The sequence below is a fragment of the Paractinoplanes pyxinae genome (assembly GCF_026626335.1).
Classification (GTDB): Bacteria; Actinomycetota; Actinomycetes; order Mycobacteriales; family Micromonosporaceae; genus Actinoplanes; species Actinoplanes pyxinae.
The window spans coordinates 243,254-262,368 of record NZ_JAPNTZ010000010.1 but is presented as its reverse complement, the minus strand read 5'-3'; the positions used below and the strand labels follow the sequence as shown (position 1 = coordinate 262,368).

The 19,115-nt window shown below is 71.8% G+C and carries 20 protein-coding genes; 6 read left to right on the top strand and 14 right to left on the bottom strand.

The window, feature by feature from the left end; translation table 11 throughout:
* Positions 1-7: 7 nt before the first annotated feature.
* From OWR29_RS28390 to OWR29_RS28380, 3 genes are all read left to right on the top strand, one after another.
* Positions 8-1,429, top strand: coding sequence for a serine/threonine-protein kinase (locus OWR29_RS28390; RefSeq protein WP_267566321.1), 1,422 nt, complete (start codon positions 8-10; stop codon positions 1,427-1,429).
* A 50-nt stretch (positions 1,430-1,479) separates the two neighbouring features.
* Entirely contained in the window at positions 1,480-2,334 is an 855-nt protein-coding gene (locus tag OWR29_RS28385; protein ID WP_267566320.1) for a MerR family transcriptional regulator, read from the top strand.
* Between the two features lie 80 nt (positions 2,335-2,414).
* On the top strand, positions 2,415-2,756 hold the full coding sequence (locus tag OWR29_RS28380) for a hypothetical protein (protein WP_267566319.1): 342 nt from the start codon (positions 2,415-2,417) through the stop codon (positions 2,754-2,756).
* Here OWR29_RS28380 and OWR29_RS28375 read toward each other — a convergent pair.
* Positions 2,746-4,515, bottom strand: a complete 1,770-nt coding sequence (locus OWR29_RS28375; protein WP_267566318.1) for a bifunctional metallophosphatase/5'-nucleotidase — start codon at positions 4,513-4,515, stop codon at positions 2,746-2,748. The genes OWR29_RS28380 and OWR29_RS28375 overlap by 11 nt on opposite strands.
* Before the next feature lie 81 nt (positions 4,516-4,596).
* A complete protein-coding gene (gene argS, locus OWR29_RS28370; RefSeq protein WP_267566317.1) occupies positions 4,597-6,207 on the bottom strand; it encodes an arginine--tRNA ligase in 1,611 nt (536 codons plus the stop codon).
* Between the two features lie 164 nt (positions 6,208-6,371).
* Here argS and OWR29_RS28365 point away from each other — a divergent pair, with 164 nt between their 5' ends.
* Positions 6,372-6,833: a protein-tyrosine phosphatase family protein gene (locus OWR29_RS28365; protein ID WP_267566316.1), complete on the top strand. Its 462-nt coding sequence runs from the start codon at positions 6,372-6,374 to the stop codon at positions 6,831-6,833.
* Between the two features lie 51 nt (positions 6,834-6,884).
* Positions 6,885-7,391 (top strand): SRPBCC family protein, encoded by a 507-nt coding sequence (locus OWR29_RS28360; protein WP_267566315.1) that lies wholly within the window; start codon positions 6,885-6,887, stop codon positions 7,389-7,391.
* A gap of 7 nt (positions 7,392-7,398) precedes the next feature.
* Here OWR29_RS28360 and OWR29_RS28355 read toward each other — a convergent pair whose 3' ends face one another.
* From OWR29_RS28355 to OWR29_RS28345, 3 genes are all read right to left on the bottom strand, one after another.
* Positions 7,399-8,208, bottom strand: a complete 810-nt coding sequence (locus tag OWR29_RS28355; protein ID WP_267566314.1) for a class I SAM-dependent methyltransferase — start codon at positions 8,206-8,208, stop codon at positions 7,399-7,401.
* Between the two features lie 61 nt (positions 8,209-8,269).
* Entirely contained in the window at positions 8,270-8,464 is a 195-nt protein-coding gene (locus tag OWR29_RS28350; RefSeq protein ID WP_267566313.1) for a hypothetical protein, read from the bottom strand.
* 14 nt (positions 8,465-8,478) lie between these two features.
* Positions 8,479-8,718: an FAD-dependent monooxygenase gene (locus tag OWR29_RS28345; RefSeq protein WP_267566312.1), complete on the bottom strand. Its 240-nt coding sequence runs from the start codon at positions 8,716-8,718 to the stop codon at positions 8,479-8,481.
* 92 nt (positions 8,719-8,810) lie between these two features.
* Between OWR29_RS28345 and OWR29_RS28340 the strand changes: the two genes are divergently transcribed.
* Positions 8,811-9,101 carry a hypothetical protein gene (locus tag OWR29_RS28340; protein ID WP_438872666.1) on the top strand — a complete coding sequence of 97 codons (291 nt, stop codon included), beginning with the start codon at positions 8,811-8,813 and terminating at the stop codon, positions 9,099-9,101.
* A 3-nt stretch (positions 9,102-9,104) separates the two neighbouring features.
* Here OWR29_RS28340 and OWR29_RS28335 read toward each other — a convergent pair whose 3' ends face one another.
* The 9 genes from OWR29_RS28335 to OWR29_RS28295 form a co-directional block, all read right to left on the bottom strand.
* Entirely contained in the window at positions 9,105-11,675 is a 2,571-nt protein-coding gene (locus OWR29_RS28335) for an ATP-binding protein (protein ID WP_267566311.1), read from the bottom strand.
* 51 nt (positions 11,676-11,726) lie between these two features.
* The gene (locus tag OWR29_RS28330; RefSeq protein WP_267566310.1) at positions 11,727-13,391 is read right to left on the bottom strand and encodes a glycoside hydrolase family 3 protein; all 1,665 of its coding nucleotides are present in this window, start codon (positions 13,389-13,391) and stop codon (positions 11,727-11,729) included.
* Entirely contained in the window at positions 13,388-13,942 is a 555-nt protein-coding gene (locus tag OWR29_RS28325; RefSeq protein WP_267566309.1) for a flavoprotein, read from the bottom strand. The genes OWR29_RS28330 and OWR29_RS28325 overlap by 4 nt, the downstream gene beginning before the upstream one ends.
* Positions 13,943-13,945: 3 nt before the next feature.
* Positions 13,946-14,290 carry a hypothetical protein gene (locus OWR29_RS28320; RefSeq protein ID WP_267566308.1) on the bottom strand — a complete coding sequence of 115 codons (345 nt, stop codon included), beginning with the start codon at positions 14,288-14,290 and terminating at the stop codon, positions 13,946-13,948.
* A complete protein-coding gene (locus tag OWR29_RS28315; RefSeq protein WP_267566307.1) occupies positions 14,287-15,477 on the bottom strand; it encodes an extracellular solute-binding protein in 1,191 nt (396 codons plus the stop codon). The genes OWR29_RS28320 and OWR29_RS28315 overlap by 4 nt, the downstream gene beginning before the upstream one ends.
* 77 nt (positions 15,478-15,554) lie before the next feature.
* Positions 15,555-16,130, bottom strand: a complete 576-nt coding sequence (locus tag OWR29_RS28310; protein ID WP_267566306.1) for a TetR/AcrR family transcriptional regulator — start codon at positions 16,128-16,130, stop codon at positions 15,555-15,557.
* Positions 16,127-16,699: a TetR/AcrR family transcriptional regulator gene (locus OWR29_RS28305; RefSeq protein WP_267566494.1), complete on the bottom strand. Its 573-nt coding sequence runs from the start codon at positions 16,697-16,699 to the stop codon at positions 16,127-16,129. The genes OWR29_RS28310 and OWR29_RS28305 overlap by 4 nt, the downstream gene beginning before the upstream one ends.
* A complete protein-coding gene (locus OWR29_RS28300) occupies positions 16,699-18,375 on the bottom strand; it encodes a purine-cytosine permease family protein (protein ID WP_267566305.1) in 1,677 nt (558 codons plus the stop codon). The genes OWR29_RS28305 and OWR29_RS28300 overlap by 1 nt, the downstream gene beginning before the upstream one ends.
* Positions 18,376-18,431: 56 nt before the next feature.
* Positions 18,432-19,115 (bottom strand): ATP-binding cassette domain-containing protein, encoded by a 684-nt coding sequence (locus OWR29_RS28295; RefSeq protein ID WP_267566304.1) that lies wholly within the window; start codon positions 19,113-19,115, stop codon positions 18,432-18,434.

Here is a 19,115-nt window from a genome sequence, read left to right as displayed (position 1 = left end):
TCCGTTGGTGCTTGCTGCCGGACACCTGCTGGGCAACCGATACCGGTTGGACGAGCGCATCGCCACAGGCGGGATGGGTGACGTCTGGCGCGGCACCGATGTCGTGCTGGGCCGGGTCATCGCCGTCAAGGTGCTGCGCTCGAACATGATGGCCGACCCCGAGTTCGCGGCCCGCTTCTACGGCGAGGCCCGCATGATGGCGGCCTTCCGTCACCCCGGCGTCGTCGAGGTCTACGACTACGCGAGCGCCGACGAGTCCGGCGGCGACGACGGCATGGCCTACCTGGTGATGGCCTACGTCGAGGGCGAGCCGCTCTCGACCCGGGTCAAGCAGGGCCCGATGCCGGTGGCCGAGGTCATGTCGATCGTGGGGCAGGCGGCCGACGCGCTGCACGCCGCCCACCAGGCCGGCACGGTCCACCGCGACGTCAAGCCGGGCAACCTGATCGTCAAGCCCAACGGCACGGTCGTGCTGGTCGATTTCGGGGTGGCCCGCTCGGCCGCGGTCACCAGCGTCACGGCGGTCAACGCGATCGTCGGCACCGCCCTCTACATGGCGCCCGAGCAGGTGGCCAAGGGCAACGTGAGCGCGGCCACCGACATCTACGCGCTCGGCGCGGTGGCCTACCACTGCATCGCCGGGCACCCGCCCTTCGACGGCGACAACGCGCTGCAGGTGGCCCTGCGCCACCTGGAGGACGAGCCCGAGCCGCTGCCCGAGCACGTGCCGCTCGAGGTGCGGCAGCTGATCGAGCGGGCCATGGCCAAGCAGCCGGGCGACCGCTTCCAGAGCGGCGAGGAATTCGCCGAGGCCGCCTTCGCCGCGGCCGGGCCGCTCGACTGGAAGAGGATGACCGGCACCAGCATGGTCGCCCCGCTCAGCCCGGCCGCGCCGACCCGGGCCGTGCCACTCCCCCGCGACCTGCCGCCGAAGCTCCCGCCGGCCGCGCCGGGGTCGCTCACCTCGACCTCGCTGGGCGCCAAGCGCCCGCCCCGCAGCCAGACGGCGCTGCTGGTCGCCGTGATCGCGCTGCTCGTCCTGGCGGGCGGGCTGGCGTTCGCGATCGCCCTGACCAACGGCGACGACGACGACAAGAAGCAGGTCAACAACCCGTTGCCCGGCTCCTCGGCCGGCCCGGCCAGCGACGAGGCCCCGAGCTCCGAGGTCTCCGAGACGCCGAGCCTGGCGCCGACCAGCCACTCGGTGCCGCGCGGCAACGCGCCGGGCCGCACCCGCACGCCGAGCGCCACACCGTCGACCACGCCCCCGACGACGGCGCCCACCACGACGCCGCCGACCACGGTGCCGACGACCACCCCGCCGACGACCCGGCCGACGACCCCGCCCGTCACGACGCCGCCCGTCACCACCCCGCCGGTCACGACCACGCCGCCGGTCGACCCGCCCGTGGAGGGCGCCAACCCGTAGCCGGCGGTGGTTGACCCTCACACCGTGTCAGGCCCGAAAGTGAGGGGACCATGTTCAGTATCGGAGAGTTCGCGGGCCTCGGCCGGGTGTCGGTGCGCATGCTGCGCCACTACGACGCCATCGGGCTGTTGCGTCCGGCCCAGGTCGATCCGCACAGCGGATACCGGTCCTACACGGCTGCTCAGCTGCGTCTGCTCAACCGCGTGACCGCCCTCAAGGATCTCGGCTTCACCCTGCAGCAGGTGCAGACGCTGATCGACGAGAAGGTCGACACGCAGGAGCTGCGCGGCATGCTGCGGCTCCGGCGGGCCGAGCTGGCGGCGCGGATGGTGCAGGACACGGCACGCCTGGCCCAGGTCGACGCGCGCCTCCGGATGATCGAGAGCGAGGGACACATGGACACGGGAGATGTCGTCCTCAAGAGCATTCCGGCCACCCGGGTCGCCATGCTTTCCGCCACGGCGACCAGCTACGACGACCCCACGTCGATCACCGAGAACCTCAGCCCGCTCTACCCGCGGCTGATGGAGCTCATGGAGAAGCACAACGTGCCGATGACGGGGGCGCCGATCGCCTACTACTCCGAGGCGCCGACCGGCCCGGGCGACGAGACGATCGGCGTGCACGCCGCGTTCCCGATCGGCGACGCCGTGGTGCCGGCCGACGCCGGTTTCGAGGCGGTCGTCGTGCCGCCGGTCGAGCAGGCGGCGACGGCAGTGCACCACGGCCCGATGTCGGAGGCGTTCCGCACCGGGCAGAAGCTGGCCAACTGGATCGACGACAACGGCTACCGCCCGGTCGGCCGCGGTTTCGCGGTCGAGGTGTACCTGGACTGCCCGCCGGGCGAGTTCGAGAAGTGGGTCACCGAGATGCAAGTGCCGGTGCGGATCGCAACCGAAAACTAACCTCAGGTCGGGGCCGGGGCCGCCGATGGGGCCGGGCGGCACGGAAATGCAACCGTGCCGCTACCGAAAGGCCGCCGCTCATGACTGCCCCCGTCCCGTACGCGCAGTACCCGACCACCCCGCCCTGGGCGCAGCCGCAACCGGCTCCGGCGCCCGCCGCCGATCGGGGCCCGCACACGCACCACGGCCGGCTGCTCGTGCGCTTCCCGGAAGAGATGGCCCGGGCGGCCCGGCCGCAGGCGCCGTCGTGGGCCCCGGTGCTGTTCTGGACGCTGCTGCTGGGCGTGCCCGGCGTGGTGTCGGCGGTCCGCCGCGGCGCGGAGGCGCACCGCGGCGGCAACGAGCGCTACCCGTACTGGATAGCCTTCGGCACCGTGCTCACCGCCGCCGTGGTCGCCTTCGTCACCTGGGCTACGGGGTGACGACGACGGGCACGCCCTCGCGGACGAGCTGCCAGTTCTTGACGAAGAAGTCGGCCGGGTCGATGGCGCCCCTGGCCTGAGCCCAGTCGATCAGCAGCTGGCGGATCTCTTGCTGGGCGTTGTAGATCTGCGTCTTCACGATCCCGGGGAAGTTGCCGCCCCCGGAGCGCCGGTAGTTGTTCACGGCCACCACGAAGCGGGCGGCCGGGTCGACGTCGGCCCCCGCGATCTGCAGTCGCGTGATCCGGGAGCCGACCGGCCGGCTGATGTCGATGTCGTAGTCGACACCGGAGAGGACGTCGTAGTTGTAGTCGGGGACGGCGGGGTCGCTGATCGTGGCCGGATCGACCGGAGCGCCGGGCGCGAGCGTGACGAAGTACTTCGCCGAGTACTCGAGATACGCCTTGACCTCGGCGCCGGTCAGCACGACGGCCTCGAGCGTGTTGTCGTAGATGTAGAGGCCCGCGACGTCCTTGATCTTGACATCGCCCTGCGGGAAGACCGCGGTGCGACTGAACGGCGCGGCGATCGACAGCACCGGCAGGCTCGCGTACTCCGTGCCGGCCAGGGCCGCGGCGACGGTGTCGGTCTGCACTTTGTTGATGTAGTCGAGGATCGGGGTGTCCTCGTACCGGGACGACGCGGCCGACAGCTCCTCGGTCGAGGTGGCCACGACCTGATTCACGTACGCCACGGTCTTGTTGTGCTGACCCCGGACCGCCGCCAGGACGTGCGGGTCGGGTTCGACGGTGTTGGTGTTCAGCGTGGCCGACGCTTTGGTCTTGACCACCCAGCGGCCGCCACGCCGCACGAGGTCGAAGTCCATCTTCGTGAGGCGCTGGCCCCACTTGGAGGGCTCGGAGAGCAGTACCTGCCGGCCGGTGCGCGTGTTGGTCACGAACCGCTGAGCCACCTCGGCGTGCGCGTGGCCGAACAGGATCGCGTCGATGCCGGGCACCTGCTCGGCGATCAGCGCCGAGGGGTTCTCGTTGGGCAGCTCCGGACCGTAGCTGGACGTGCCGCTGTCGCCGCCGTGGGCCGAGATCAGCACGATGTCGGCGCCGCGGGCCCGCATGATCGGCACCCACTTGGCGGCGGTCGCCACCATGTCCAGGAACTCGAGCTTGCCCTCGACGTTGGCGCGGTCCCAGATCGCCACCCCCGGGTTGGTGAGCCCGAGGATGCCGACGCGCAGGGTCGGCGCGTGCCGCCCCGGTGAGACCTTCTTGATGACGTACGGGGTGAAGGCCGGCCGCCCGGTGCGGGCGTTCACCGCGTTGGCCGCCAGCGCCGGAAAACCCAGCTGGCGGATCCACAGGTCGAGCAGCGGCAGGCCGTAGTTGAACTCGTGGTTGCCGAGCGTCACGGCGTCGTACCGCAGCACGTTCATGGCCCGGGCCATCGGGTGCTTCTCGCCGGTCGTGGTGATCGGCTCCTGCTTGGCGTAGAAGGTGGCCAGCGGCGTGCCCTGGATGGTGTCGCCCGCGTCGAGCACCAGCGTCGCCCCGGTCGCCTCGGCGCGCAGCTTGTTCACCAGGGCGGCCAGCTTGGCCACGCCGACGTCGTTGTGCGCGCTGTCGTCGTACTCGACGTCCTTGTAGTAGTCCCAGTTGTAGACGTTGCCGTGCGTGTCGGAGGTGCCGAGCACGGTGAGCCGGTAGGCGCGTTCCGGGTGGGCCTGGGCCGCACCGGCGCCCACGATCGGGGCCGCCACCGAGGCGGCCCCGGCCGTCAGCAAAGCTCGCCGGGAGAAAGTCATGTCGAGGCCTTTCGCTGTGGAGACACGTGCCTCGTGAGCACGCACGCCCTGCACCATAGCCTTCGATATCGGCGACGGTCGCTACATCTCGTCCGGCACCGGGATGCCGAGCAGGTCGAGGCCCAGCCGCAGGGTCTCGCCGGTGCGGGCGGTCAGGCTCAGCCGGCTGGGCGAGGCGAGAATGGGGCACCTCTCGTAGAAGGCGGAGAACGCCACCGCCACCTCGTGCAGGAAGACGGCCAGCCGGTGCGGCTCGCAGTGCTCGATCGCGGCCGCCACGACCGGTTCCAGGCCGAGCAGGGTCAGGGCCAGCCGGCGCTCGGCCGGGTCGGCCAGCACGACGGGCCCGGGCTCGACGGCCGCCTTGCGCAGCACGGACCGGATCCGGGTCACCGCGTACTGCAGATAGGGGCCGGTGTTGCCGGTGGTGGCCAGCATCCGGTCCCAGTCGAAGACGTAGTCGCCACGCCGGTCGGAGGACAGGTCGGCGTACTTGACGGCGCCCATGCCGACGGCGGGCGACGTGGCCCGGGCGTCCGCCTCGTCGAGCAGGTCGGACAGCCGGATCGTGTCGCCGGAGCGGGTCTTGAGCATCTTGCCGTCGGGGCCCAGGATCGAGCCGAAGCTGATGTGCTCGGCGCTCACCCCGTCGAGCCAGCCCGCGGCCCGGCCGACGGCGAAGACCATCCGGAAGTGCATGCTCTGCGGGGCGCCGACGACGTACAGCAGCCGGTCCCCCTTCACGTCGAGCGCCCGGTGCCGCAGCGCCGCGAGATCGGTCGCGGCGTACCCGAAACCGCCGTCGCTCTTGCGCACGATCACCGGAAGCGGCTCGCCGTCCCGGCCGGTGAACCCGGCCGGGAAGGCGCACAGCGCACCCTCGCTTTCGACCAACAGGCCCTTGTCCGTCAGTTCCTCGACGATCGAGGCCAGCTGGTCCTGATAGGAGCTCTCGCCGGCGAAGTCGTCCCGGCCGAGCGTGATGCCGAGCCGGGCGTAGTCGGCCACGAACGACCGTTCGGACTGCTCGACCAGCCGCTGCCACATCGCCCGGGTCGGCCCGTCGCCGCTCTGCAGCGCGACCACCCGCAGCCGGGCCCGGGTGCGGAAGTCGTCGTCGCCGTCGAACTTGACCCGGGCCTGCCGGTAGAACGCGGTGAGGTCGCTCAGGCTGAGCTCGCCCGACGGGCCGCCGAGATCGGCCATGTGCTCGATCAGCATGCCGAACTGGGTGCCCCAGTCGCCGAGGTGGTTGACCCGCACGACGTCGTGCCCGGCCCAGGCGAACAGCCGGGCCAGGGCGTCGCCGATGATCGTCGACCGCAGGTGACCGACGTGCAGTTCCTTGGCCACGTTGGGGCCGGAGTAGTCGATCACGACCCGCTGCCGGTCGACCGGGGGCGGGGTGTCCGGCTCGGCCAGGAGCGCCACCAGGACGTCGTCGTCGACGGTCAGGTTGAGGAAGCCCGGCCCGGAGATCTCGACCGCGGCCAGGCCGGTCAGGTCGGCTTGGGCGGCCACCTCGGCCGCGATCTCCCTCGGAGAGCGGCCCAGCTTGCGGGCCAGGGCGAGCGCGGCCCCGGACTGGAAGTCGGCGTGCTGCGAGGCCCGCACGACCGGCTCGGCCGGTTCACCGGCCACGGCTTCGAGGGCCACCGACAGCCGGGCGGCGAGAAGAGCTTCGAGATTCATGATCAAACCCATCGACGGACGCGGGGAGCGGGTCGACCGGGGTCTGCGGGAGAGGCGCCGGCGGGATCGACCCGCCGGGGACAGCAAGACTCAGCGGCGGCCGTGGAGAGGCCGGCGTCGCACGCTGAGGGTCTGCATGGGGCCACGATAACGCACGGGGCAAGATGAAATCCGTGACGACGCCGTTGTGGGAGCCGGGTGAGGCGGGGCTGCTGCGGCTGCCGTCGGGGCGGTCGGTGCGGGGACGAGGGTTGCGCGAGCCGATGCCGTCGGGGCACCCGCCGACGTTCGGTGTCTATCTCCTCGGTTCGGCGCCGCCCGAGTTCGGGTGGGTCAGCCGGTGGGTGCGCTGGCCCGACTTCCGGCTGGCGGTCGATCCGGCGTACGCGGGAAAGGTTCTGACCGAGGCCTGGGAACGGGCCGGGACGGAGCGGGTCGAGATCGCCTGCGGGGGCGGCCGGGGACGGACCGGAACCGCGCTGGCCTGCGTGGCTGTGCTCGACGGAGTCCCCTCGGCGGAGGCGGTGGCCTACGTGCGCGAGCACTACCATCCGCGGGCCGTCGAGACACCCTGGCAGCGTCGTTTCGTGCGCGATTTCGTGGCGCCCGGGAAAACGGGGCAGTGATCAGAAGCGGCCATTACGCTGGAGCAGCATGCCGACGCCCTGGGGGGACTCATGATCGTCGTGGAGCGCACGCTGGCCGTCAGGGCCGACCCGGGTGTGGCACTGGGCTATCTCAGCGATTTCGGCAACACCGCGTTGTGGGACCCGGCCGTCCGGCAGGCGACCCGCAACGACTCGGGGCCGATCGCGCCCGGGGCCAGCTGGCACCAGACCGCGCGGCTGCTCGGCATCACCACCGAGATGACGTACACGCTGGTCGAGGCCTCGCCCGGGCGGCTGGTCTTCCACGGGCGCAACGAGGGCGCCACCTGCGTCGACACGGTGGCGGTGCGGCCGGCCGGGGCCGGCAGTCAGGTGACGTACCGCATCGAACTCGAGATGCACGGGCTGGCCAAGCTGGCCACGCCCGTGATCAAGATGGAGTTCGAGAAGCTCGGCACAGCCGGCGCGACCGCACTTACCGAAGCCCTGAACCGGCTCTCCCCCGGCGAGCACTACTTCCCGGCCACCGCTCCACAACCGACATTCCCGCCGCGCGGTCAGGAAGCGCAGGCCTGACTTCCGCTCACGCGCGCGTCGCGATGATCTGCAGGTAGGCCGACGGGATGCGCGCGGTGCCGTCCGTGGCGGTGTTGTAGCGGCCGGCCAGCGCGACCAGATCGTCGTAGAGCGGCTTGCCGCCGTCCGGCCCCAGCGCCTCGAACGCCTTCAGCGTCGGGCCGTAGTGCTCCCGGAAATAGTCGGCGAAGTGCTCGGGCGAGGTGAAGCGGAACACGAACTCGCGCCGCTCGGTGCGCAGGTCGCTCACCCGGTCGCCGAACAGCTCGCGGACGCGTTCCTCGCTTCCCCACTCGACCGGGCCGCGGATGCCGGGCGGCGGCGGGACCCGGCGTCCGACCGTACGGAACATCTCCCCGATGAAGCCGTCGGGAGTCCAGTTGGCCAGGGCGATCGTGCCGCCGCGACGGACGACACGGGTCATCTCGGCCGCCGTGCGTTCCTGGTCGGGGGCGAACATCGCGCCGACCACCGACACCACCGCGTCGTAGCGGCCGTCCGCACAGGGCAGGTTCTCGGCGTCCGCGACCTCGGTGGTCAACGGCAGGCGCTCGGCCTCGGCCCGTTCCCGCGCCCGCACCAGCAGGCCGGGCACGTAGTCGGTGGCCGTCACCCGGCACCCGCACCGGGCCGCCGCGATCGAGGCGTTGCCGGTGCCGGCCGCGATGTCGAGCACCTCGGCGGAGGCCGAGAGGTCGGCCGCCTGGATCGTCTCCTCGGCCATCGGATGGATCAGGGCCGCCACCGCGCCGTAGTCGCCGCTCGCCCAGGTCTTCTGCTGCTTGGCCTTCAGGCCCTCAAGTACCAGTTCGCTCATGTCTTCGACGCTAGAAATCGGCGCGGCCCGGCACATGGGGAGAGCTCCCTATGTTGACTGTCTAATTCCCCAGGGTCTGCGCGAAGCGGCGGCGCAGCGGTGGGAGGGCGGCCGTCACGCGCAGGACCGTCCGGAAGGTCGCGCGGCTCAGGGCGGTGGAGTGGGCGGCCTGGCGGGCGTTGCGCAGGGAGAGTCGTACGGCGTCGAAGCCGTACGCCAGCATCTCGCGCTCGTAGGTCTCGATCGCCTCCAGCACGGGCTTCCCGCTGGTCAGTTGTGGCAGAGCAGGGCGGCGTCGCGCAGGGCGGTGTTGGCGCCGACGCTGGCCATCGGCGTCATGCTGTGGATGGCGTCGCCGAGCAGGGTGATGCGGCTTGTGGACAGCCCGACGGTTTTGTCGGGGGTGGCGGGTAGGTTCGTGTCCCTCCCGTATGGGTGGGATGGCGCCTGGACCTCGATCGCGCTCCTGACCCGGAAGGCGTTGACCGCGGCCGGATCGCTGCGGCTCACCAGGTCACGGAACTCGGGCGCCCAGCCGCGCAGGCGATCACCGGCGATCCGCAGCCGCGTTCACCCACGTCGGCGAGTCGCAGCGGCACTGGGTGCGCCTGCTGATCTGGCAGGCCCTGGCCGGCGAGCGCGACGAAGGTGACGCGAACTACCGGCGGGCGATGGTCGACGACCTGCGGCGGCGGCAGGGCGAGGGCGAGATCGCGGACGACCTCGACCCGGCCTACCTGCAGCTTGCGCTCTTCGGGGCGGCGCTCGCCCCCACGCTGCTGGCCGGCTTCGCCGAGGACTTCACCGGCCGCCCGGCCGACTCCCCCGAATTCCTCGACACCTATCGCGAGCAGCTACGACGCCTGATCGGCCACCTGCGCGCCGACAAGTAGTCCTCAGATCAGGCCGCGCTCGCGGGCCTCGGCGGCGGCCCGGCCCCGGGACGAGACGCCGAGCTTAGCCAGCACGGCCGAGACGTGATGGTCGACGGTCTTGGGCGAGAGGGTGAGGCGGGCCGCGATGCCGGCGTTGCTCAGGCCCTCGGCCAGCAGCGCCAGCACCTCTTGCTGGCGGCCGGTGAGGCCGGTCGGGTCGGCCGCCGTCGCCGCCCGCGGGCCCCGCGGCACCCGCAGGCCGCGCTCACGCAGCTCGGCCCGCAGGCGACGGGCCGGGGCGACCGCGCCCAGGCGGTCGAAGACCCGCAGCGCCTCGGCCGTGGCGTCGACATCGCCATGAGCCAGGCAGCAGGCGGCGAGATAGGTACACCCCATCGCGGTGAAGCCGGCGGCGGCCGCCCGCCAGTCGCCGTCGATGACCAGGCGGTACGGCTCGGCGGCGACCGACGGCGCCGGGGCGCTGTCGCCGCTGCGCCACTTCCAGAAGGCCAGCTCGCCGGCGAACCACGGGTGGCCGATCCGCAGGGCCACCTCCAGACCCCGCTCGGCCTCCCGCCCGGCCCGCACCGGGTCGCCGGCCAGCCAGTACGCCTCGGCCAGGGCGATCGCGGCCGGGCAGAAGAACTGGCCCTCGCCGGTCGGGTAGCCGCGCTCCCCCGCCTCGCGGGCGTCGTCCAGCGCGCCCGGCTCGTCCCGCCGGGCCCGCAGCATGGCCCGGGCGGCCACGGCCGGAACCAGCCCGCCGCCGTGCATCGCCGGGCCGGACAGGGCCTCGGCGACGTCGACGGACGCGGCCGCCCAGTCGCCGCGGGCCAGCAGCATCCGGGCCCGGTGGCCGAGCAGGTGGCGGTGGTAGCCGTCGAGGTCGCGGGCCACCAGGAAGGGCAGGATCCGGTCGAACGTCTCGTCGGCCGTGTCGAAGTCGTAGGCGTCGACGGCGCTGCTGGCCAGGTTGACCAGGGCCCGGCCGGCCGAGTCGTCGAGCCCGCCCACGGCCACCGCCAGGTCGTGCGCGCGGCGCAGCTCGGCCACGCCGGCCGGGTCGCCCAGGTGCATCCGGGCCGACCCCAGGTTGATCAGGGCGTGCACCTCGGTCTCGCGGTCGCCGACGGCGCGGGCCAGCTCGATCGCGCGTCCGGCCCAGGCGATCGACCGCTCGTCCTCGTCGCCGAGCATGAAGAGCTGGGACAGATTGCTGTACGCGGCGGCGAGCTCAGCCCCGGGCGGCTGCGCCTCGAGCACCTCGACCGACCGGAAACCGAACTCCCGGGCCTGCTCGGGGCGGCCGTTCCACCAGCTCAGGCGGGACATCCAGCGCAGGCTGACGCCGATCGCCACGGGGTCGCCGAGCTCGGTGCGCAGGGCGAGCGCGTCCCGGCAGGCGTCCAGGGCTTCGGTCAGTCCACCGTGGTAGGCGGCCTCCGCGTACTCCTCGAGCAGGGCGGCGCGTTCGGCGGCGGGCCGGTCGGCGGCCAGCGGCATCGCCCGCGCATAGTGGGCCGCGGCCTGCTTGTGGGCGCCCAGGGAAGCCGCGCGGCGGGCGGCGACCGGGGTCCAGCGCAGCACGGCCGCCGTGTCGCCGGCGTGGTGGGCGTGGTGCACGAGGCGGGCCGGGTCGACCTGGTCACCCGATTCCAGGACGCTCAGAATGCCGGCGTGCAAGGCCTGACGGCGTACGGGGGAAAGGCTCTCTTCGACGGCCCGGCGCAGCAGCTCGTGGCGGAAGGCGACGCCGTGGCCGATGGCGGTGAGCACCCCGCGGGCCAGGCACTCGTCGACCTCGGCCAGGTGGTCGCCGAGCAGTTCCATCCCGGCCCGCGACGGCACCACCGACACCAGATGCGCCACCTCGCGGGCCGGCGGCGTCAGCGTGGACAGACGGCTGAGGACCAGGTCTCGTACGGTGGGAGGCACGCCCTCGGCCGGGGCGGCGAGCACTTCCGTGACCAGCAACGGGTTGCCGCCGGTGACGGCGTGCACGTCCGGGGCCGTCCGGCCCGCCTGCCGCGCCAGCTCAGCCACCGCCTCGGCGCTCAGCGGCGGCAGCCCGACCCGGCGGACCAGCCCCGGCGGCAGTCCGGCCAGGACAGTGCGCAGCCGATGGTCCGGGCCCACCTCGTCCTCGCGGTACGTGATCAGCAGCAGGGCCCGGCACAGCGCGAGCCGCCGCCCGAGGAACGCCACCATGTCCAGCGTGGCCTCGTCGGCCCAGTGCAGATCCTCCAGCACGACCACCGGCCGGGCGGCCTGCGGCGGCCGGTCGAGCGCTTCGAGCAGCAGGTCGAAGACCTCGCCGCGCGGCCCGTCCCCGATGCGCTCGCGCAGCCGCCCGCCCAACCGCCGCGCGATGTCGTGCAGCGGCCCCAGCGCGCGCGGCGTGAGCAGCGGATCGCAGGCGCCCCACAGCATCTGCACATGCGGCCCGGCCGCCTCGGCGAAGGCGCTGGCCAACGTGGACTTGCCGGCGCCCGCCTCCCCGCTGATCACGGCGACCCGCCCACCGGCCGCACTGCCGGCGAGCAGGCCCCGCAGGGCGGCCAGCTCGGCCGAGCGCTCCAGCAGCACCGTCACGCGCTCAGGCTAAGCACCCAGCTCAGCCGCTGCCTACCGACTAACGGACAATCAATGACCGCGTGAGCCGTACGGGTACAGGCCCTCGATCGTGACGGGCAGACGGCCCGGGGCGGGGGCCTCGCCGCGCAGGACGGCGGCCAGGGCGGCCAATGAGGGTGGCTGGTAGCCGTACGAAGCCACGAAGGTCTTCGCCGCCGGGAAGGAGGCCAGGTCGTACGGGGTGCCGACGGCGGCCACGACGATGGGCTGGCCGGTGGCGAGCAAGGCCTGGACGAGCTTCACCTGAGTGGGGTCGGACCAGGCGTTGAAGGTAGTGACCACGGTGACGTCGGCTTCCTGAGCAGCCGCCACGGCCTGGGCGATCACGGCGTCGGTCGGCGATCCGGTGTTGAGCCTCGTCGCGCCGAGGGCGGTCGCCAGGTTGGTCGTGGTGGTGGCGCCCCAGCCGGTGACCAGCACCTTCTGGCCGGGCCGCAGGGGCAGATCGGCCGAGCGAAGCGTGGTGATCGAGCGCTGGGCGATGCGGTTCATGGTCGCGACGGCTGCGGGCGTGCCCACGGCGGGCGGCTCGGCGACGTACGGGCTGGTGGTCTTGGTCTTGAGAATGCGGCGCACGGACTGGTCGATGCGGCGCTCGCTGAGCTGCCCGGAGGCGACCGCGTCGAGCAGGATGCGGACGGCGCCGGGGACGCTGCGGGGCATGAGGAGCTGGTCGACCCCGGCCCGTACGGCGCCCAGGATCACCTCTTCGTCGGTGTAGTCCTCGAGGGCGGCCGCCTCGAGCGCGTCGGTCACCACGACGCCGTTGAAGCCCAGGCGCTCGCGCAGCAGGCCGGTGATGATGGGCTTCGAGAGGCTGGCCGGGGCGCCGCTGGGGTCGAGGGCGGGCGCGACGATGTGGGCCGCCATGATGCTCTTCGCGCCGGCCGCGATGACCGCACGGAACGGCGGCACGTGCGTGCGCAGGATCTCGGCGCGGCTCTCGTTGGTGACGGCGACGCCGTTGTCGGTGTTGACCGTGGTGTCACCGAGGCCGGGGAAATGCTTGGCGGTGGTGCCGATGCCGGCCGCCCGATAGCCTTGCTCGGCCGCCACGCCGAACGTGGCGACGTGGGCCGTACGGTCGCTGAACGCCCGCACCCCGTCGGCCGCGTTGCGCGGGTTGGTGTTCACGTCGATCACCGGGGCATGGGTGACCGTGATGCCGAGCGCCCGCAGTTCGGTCCCGCTCACCTCGGCCGCGTCGTACGCCGTACGCGGGTCGAAGGTGGCGCCGATGGCCATGTTGCCGGGCGAGACGGCCAGGGGTGCGCCGATCCGGTTGACCGTCCCGCCCTCCTGATCGGTGCTGATCTGCAGCGGGATGCCGGTGTCGCCCATCGCCGCGCGCTGCAACCCGTTGGAGAGGGCGGCGATCTGCGGCGGGTTGCTGAGGTTGCCGCTCCAGGTGAAGTAGATGACCCCACCCAGGTGGAACTTCTCGACGGCCTGGGCCGGCGTGGCCACGCCAGGGCCGAACAAGGTTTCGTTGGCGGCCGACGCACTCTCGGAGCTGTCGCCGTAGACGTACGAGACGATCATCTGCCCGACCTTCTCGGGCAGGCTCATGGCGGCGATGCGCCGGCCGAGCGGGTCCTGGGCTCCGGCCGGCCCGGCGGCCGAGACCGCGGTCAGCACCACTACGGAAGAGATCGCGAGGATGCGGCGAATCATGCCCCCATCGAAGCGCGGCTATCCATCCGGGTCAATCCGAAGACGTCCTCGACCAGATCGAGCGCCTTGATCCAGGGGAAGGGGGCCGAGCTGCCGGGCAGCCAGCCGTCGACCGGGCCGAAGAGCACGCGGACCCCCTCGGCGCGCAGCTCGTCGAGGGAGCGGCGGAACGGGCGGCGGGCGGCCAGCGGCTCGTTGACCGCGGGCACCAGCACCGTGGGCACGCCACGGCCGATCACGTCGGCCATCGAGCTCAGCGGGTAGGTGTCGGCGATGCCGTTGGCCAGCTTGTTGATCGTGTTGAAGGTGGCCGGGGCCACGATCATGGCGTCGGCCGGCGGCGAGATACGGGTGCCGTCGGCCGCGAACTTGTACGTGGTGCGGATCGGCCGGCCGCTGGCCCGCGCGACCTCGCTCGGGTCCATGAACTCGAGGGCGTTCTTCGTCGCCGTGACGTCGACCGTCCAGCCGCGCCGGCAGGCCTCCGAGATCAGCTCGAGCACTCCCCCGGCGGCCGAACCGCCGCTGACCACCACCCGTAGATCACCCATGGCTTACGATTCTCCTGGATTGTCGGGCTTCGCCGCAGGTTCTTCTTCGGAACGAGGCGGCGGCTTGGCTGTCGCGTTGTACGAGCGATAGGTGAGCCACAGGGCCACCACTGCGGCCACCGCGGCGGCCACACTGGAAAGTTGATCAGCCCGGGTCGGCCCCAGCGCGGCCACGAAGACGGTGACGGTCAGCAGCACGAGCACGCCGAAGCCGGCCGTGCGCACCCGCTGCGACGGCGGGCCCAGCCCGCGCGAGCGCAGAACCAGGTTGAACGCGGCCTCGACGAGCACGATGGCCGCGGTGACCAGGATCGGGACCTGCCAGGCGTCGATCTCCACGTCGTTCATTCGCGCAACGCCCCCTGCAGATCTTCGATGAAGCGCTGGGTGAGCGGCTCACCCTCGTGCAGGTAGCGGCGCATGTGGTCGGCGAACAGCTGGGAGAACTCGGTGTACCGCTTGTGCACCGGGCGTGGGCGCGCCGATTCCATGGCGAGCCGGATGTCGTACAGGTGGGGCAGGGCCTCGCTGAGGCCGGGGTCGATGTAGGCGCCGAGGCCGGTGGGCGCGAAGCCGTACTTGGCCAGGTGCAGCTGCGAGGAGGCGCTGGTGAGGAAGTGGATCGCCGCCCGGGCCGCGTCCTGGTTCGCGCTGGCGGCCGAGACGGCCAGGCTCTGGCCGCCGATGATGCCGATCGGCAGGCCGCCGATCCGGACCTCGGCGGTTTCTTTCTTGGTCCGCTCGGCCCGGTCGATCGCCGGGTAGGACCGGGGCCAGTTGCGCATGTATCGCAGGTCGGAGCGCTGAAACGTACGGGTGGTGTAGTCCTCGCCGGCCTCGGTCCTCACCCGCTTCGCCTTGATCGCGGCGGCCAGCGGGCCGACCGCCTCGCGCCACTGCCCGAGGCTGAACGACAGCGTGCCGTCGGCCGTGAGGATCGCCTCGTCCTGGGCCAGCGCGTGTTCCAGCACGTTGATCACGAAGGCCTCGTCGGTCTGCGGGCCGACCGTCCGCAGCTGGCCGACGAAGTCGCCGGGCGAGCGGGCCAGCACGTCGGCCAGCTCGGGCTTCTCGTCGGCCACGGACTTGTCGGTGATCCGGCGGTAGAGCATGCCGACGTCGGTGTTGAACGGCAGCCCCCAGAAGTCGTCGGTGCCGGTGCGGGCGCTGAGCCGGCGCACGTTCGGCAGCAGCTGCAGCTCGCCGCGCGGGGTGATCGGGACGATGCGGCCGTCCGCGGCGAAGCGCGGGATGTGGATGACGTCGAGGTTGAAGATGTCGGCATTGGTGCCGAGGAAAGTGTCGTACTGGTCGCGGGTCGAGCTGTTGACCTCTTTGAGCTCGATCCGGGCGTCCGGGTTGAGCTCGTTCCACATCGTCACCAGGAGCCGGCGGCCGCCGGTGGGGTCGACCCCCGAGGCCAGGGTGAGCTGCACCGATTCGCGGCGGGTCAGCACGTATCCGGCGGCGGCGGAGAGGGTGCCCGCCGTGAGCACGCCGGCCAGGAACGACCGTCGTGAGTAGAGCTCCGTCATGCACGCCTCCGTCCGTGCACACGGTACCGCGACGTCGGCTCGCGCGTGATCCCCGTCACTCGCGGCAAACGGTGGGCTTAAGTGATCGGCCGCGGACTGACGCGGTCGCGGATGTCGTCGAGCACCGCCTCGGCCGCCCACGCGGCGGCATCGGCGATGTCCCGACGATCCATGCCGAACTCGCGGCGGAACGTCACCCAGGTCCCGACGGAGTCGAGGTGGGACAGCGCCGCGATGACCGCCCGGCGCTGCGCCGCGTCGAGCGAGGGCACCTCGGCATCCAGCAGCCGCTCGAGGTGCGCCCGGCCGGGCGACGGCGCCGCGCCGCTCACGCCGCGCATCGCCGTTTCGGCGACGACGTGGGCGAGCTCGGGCCGCGCGTCGTACCGCTGCATCGCGTCGCGGATCGCGAGGGGGATGTCGAAGATCGAGTGCGACTCCTCGCGGGCGAACAGTGTCGCCTCGATCCAGGCCGCGGTGGCCAGGAGCAGGTCGACGCGCGTCGGATAGTTGCGGAACACCGTGCGCTCGGCGATGCCGGCCCGGCGGGCGATGACCCGGTACGACACGTCGTCGCTGCCGACCTCCTCGATCAGTTCGGCGTAGGCGGCGAGGATCGCCTCCTGCGTGCCGCTCAGCTCCGGGACGGTCACGGCTCCGCCCACTTCGCGGAAGCAGAGGGCAGCTTGGCGAGCACGGTGTCGACGGCGCGGTCGAACGCGTCGCAGATGTCGCCGGCGTCCAGGTCGAAGCCCGTACGCAGGCGCGCCCAGAACATCGCGGACGAGAAGTAGAGCAGGGACGCCGCGATCCGCCGTCGATCCCGCCGGTTGAGGGTCGGCGCCGCCACGTCGAGCATCGCCTCGATCGCCCGGGTGATGTGGGCCGGCTCGGTGTCGAGGGTGGGCGAGATCGCGGACGCCCGGGCGCCGACGTACGCGTACGCGGGCAACGCGTCGAAGGCCCGGAAGCGCTCATGCACGGCGGCGCGGAAATCGGACACGGTCACGAACGGCGGCAGCGGGAAGCGGGTCTGCTCGATCCAACTCGAGAGTGCGGCGAGCAGGTGCGCGCGCGTGGGGTACTGGCGGTAGATCGTGCGCTCCGAGATGCCGACCTCGTCGGCGAGGGCACGGTAGGAGATGTCGTCGAACATGCGCTCGCGCAGCAGCACCGCGGCGCTCGCGAGAATCGCGGTCGCGGTGTCGACCGGTTCCTCCATCACGTCCCCCTCTTGCGGGCCGTCGCCCACCGCGGGGGCCCGGTGACTTCCGCCGGGAGCACGTAGCGGTCGGAATCGTCGAGGGTGAGCGCCAGCGACGAGACGTACTGCACCTGGCCGTGCGGCCCTCTCTCGGCCGAGGCCAGCATATCCGGCCGCTCGAAGGTGTACCCGGTGACGTGGCAGCGGAGCCGCTCGCCCGAGGGGTTGCCGTCGGCGTCGAACCGGGGCGAGTCGATGCCGTCGGACCGGCGGCGCAGGTAGTAGCGCCCCCGCGTGGCGACGGCCATGACCGGCGTGGCGACGACCGCGACGCCGATCGCGATGAGCACCGAGAACGGCTTGACGGCGGGGCCGAGCAGCCCGGCGAACGCGAGCAGCGACAGCACCGAGGCCAGCCCCACCGACACGAGCCCCACCGGGTTCCAGTCGTGCAGCATGCCGCGCCGGAACTCGGGGTAGCGCGGCGAGATGCGCAGCACCCACTTGTTGATCGCGATGTCGGAGGCGATCGTCACCAGCCACGCCATGACGACGTTCGCGTACAGGCTCAGCACGAAGGTGATGAGGGTGAAGACGTCCAGCATCATGAGCACGTACGCGATCACGAGGTTGAACAGGACGAAGACCGTACGGCCCGGGTAGTGCTTGGCCGCCCGGGTGAAGACGTTCGACCACGCGAGCGAGCCCGAGTACGCGTTCGTCACGTTGATCTTCACCTGGGCCACCACGATGAGCAGGACGGCCAGGATGATCGCGAGCCAGTCGGGGATGAGGGTCTGGTACATCCCGACGAACTGCTTGACCGGTTCGGTCGCGCGGTACCCGAGAGCGGGTTCGACCTTGACGAGCAGGTAGACGGCGAGAAAGACGCCGATCACCTGCTTGGTGCCGCTGAAGATGACCCAGCCCGGACCGGAGAACACGAACGACGTCCACCACGAGCGGGCGTTCGACCGCGTGCGCGGCGGCATGGCGCGCAGATAGTCGATCTGTTCCGCCAGCTGCGGGGTGAGGGCGAAGCACACGGCCGCACTCGAGACGACGGCGCCGAAGCTGACCGAGCCGTCGGAATTGCCGGCGTACGACGTGAAGGCGCGCACCGCCTCGGGGTCGGAGACGAGGATCCACAGCAGCGGCAGCAGCGCCAGGGCGAGCCACAGGGGCGTGGTCCAGAAGTGCAGGCGCTCCAGCGCACGCATGCCGTAGATGACGATCGGGATCACGACGACGGTCGAGATGAGGTAGCCCAGCCACAGCGGCAGATCGGTCGCCACCTGCAGCCCCTGCGCCATGATGGCGCCCTCCAGAGCGAAGAAGATGCAGGTGAAGCCCGCGAAGATCACGGTCGTGATCATCGAGCCGTAGTAGCCGAATCCCGAGCCCCGGGCGATGAGGTCGAGGTCGAGGTTGAAGCGGGCGGCGTAGTAGGCGACGGGCACGCCCACGACGAGGATGATGACCGACGCGAACAGGATGCCGAGCACGGCGTTGGCGGTGCCGTGGTCGATGCCGATGCTCGCGCCGATCGAGAAGTCGGCCAGGAACGCGATGGATCCGAGCGCGGTCGCGCCGACGGAGGCCGCGCTCCAGCGCCGGAAGGTGCGCGGCACATAGCGGAAGGCGTAGTCCTCGAGACTGTCCTCCGCGGCCGCACGCGCGTTGTCCGTCGCCACAGGGCATAGTCGCTCTCCGGTGTTACGACGGCGTTGCGGATGTGGGTCACAGCGGCTCAGATCGCCATGGCGGCTCGCACGGTGGAAGCGGCAGCCGAACCGCCCTCGCCGGTCTGCGTGACGAAACCCGAAGCCAGCACGACGTAGCGCTCGGCGGCCTCGAGGGCGAAGCCGATGTGCTGCTCGACGAGCAGCACACTGATGCCCTCGCCGGCCAGCTGCATGATGGTGTGCTCGATCTCGGCGACGATCGTGGGCTGGATGCCCTCGGTCGGCTCGTCGAGGATGAGCAGCTTCGGCTCGGTGATGAGGGCGCGGGCGATCGCGAGCTGCTGGCGCTGCCCGCCCGAGAGCAGGCCCGCCTTGCGGGTGGCGAACTTCTCGAGGGCGGGGAAGCGGGCCAGCTGCGCGTCGATGAGCGCCTTGCCGCGCCGGCGTCCGTCCGCCACGAGCTGCAGGTTCTCCATCGTCGTGAGCTGGCCGAAGGACTGCTGACCCTGCGGCACGTACGCCATGCCGCGAGCGACGCGCTTGTTCGGGGCCAGCGACGCGATGTTCTCGCCCTCGAAGAACACGCGGCCCTTCGTCGGCTTGATCAGGCCGATCGCGAGACGCAGCAGGGTCGTCTTGCCGGCGCCGTTGTGGCCGAGCACGGCCACCACCTTGCCGGTCGGCACCGTCACGCGGTGCAGCACCTGCGTCCGACCGTAGCCGGCCTCGATGTCGGTGAGCTCGAGCAT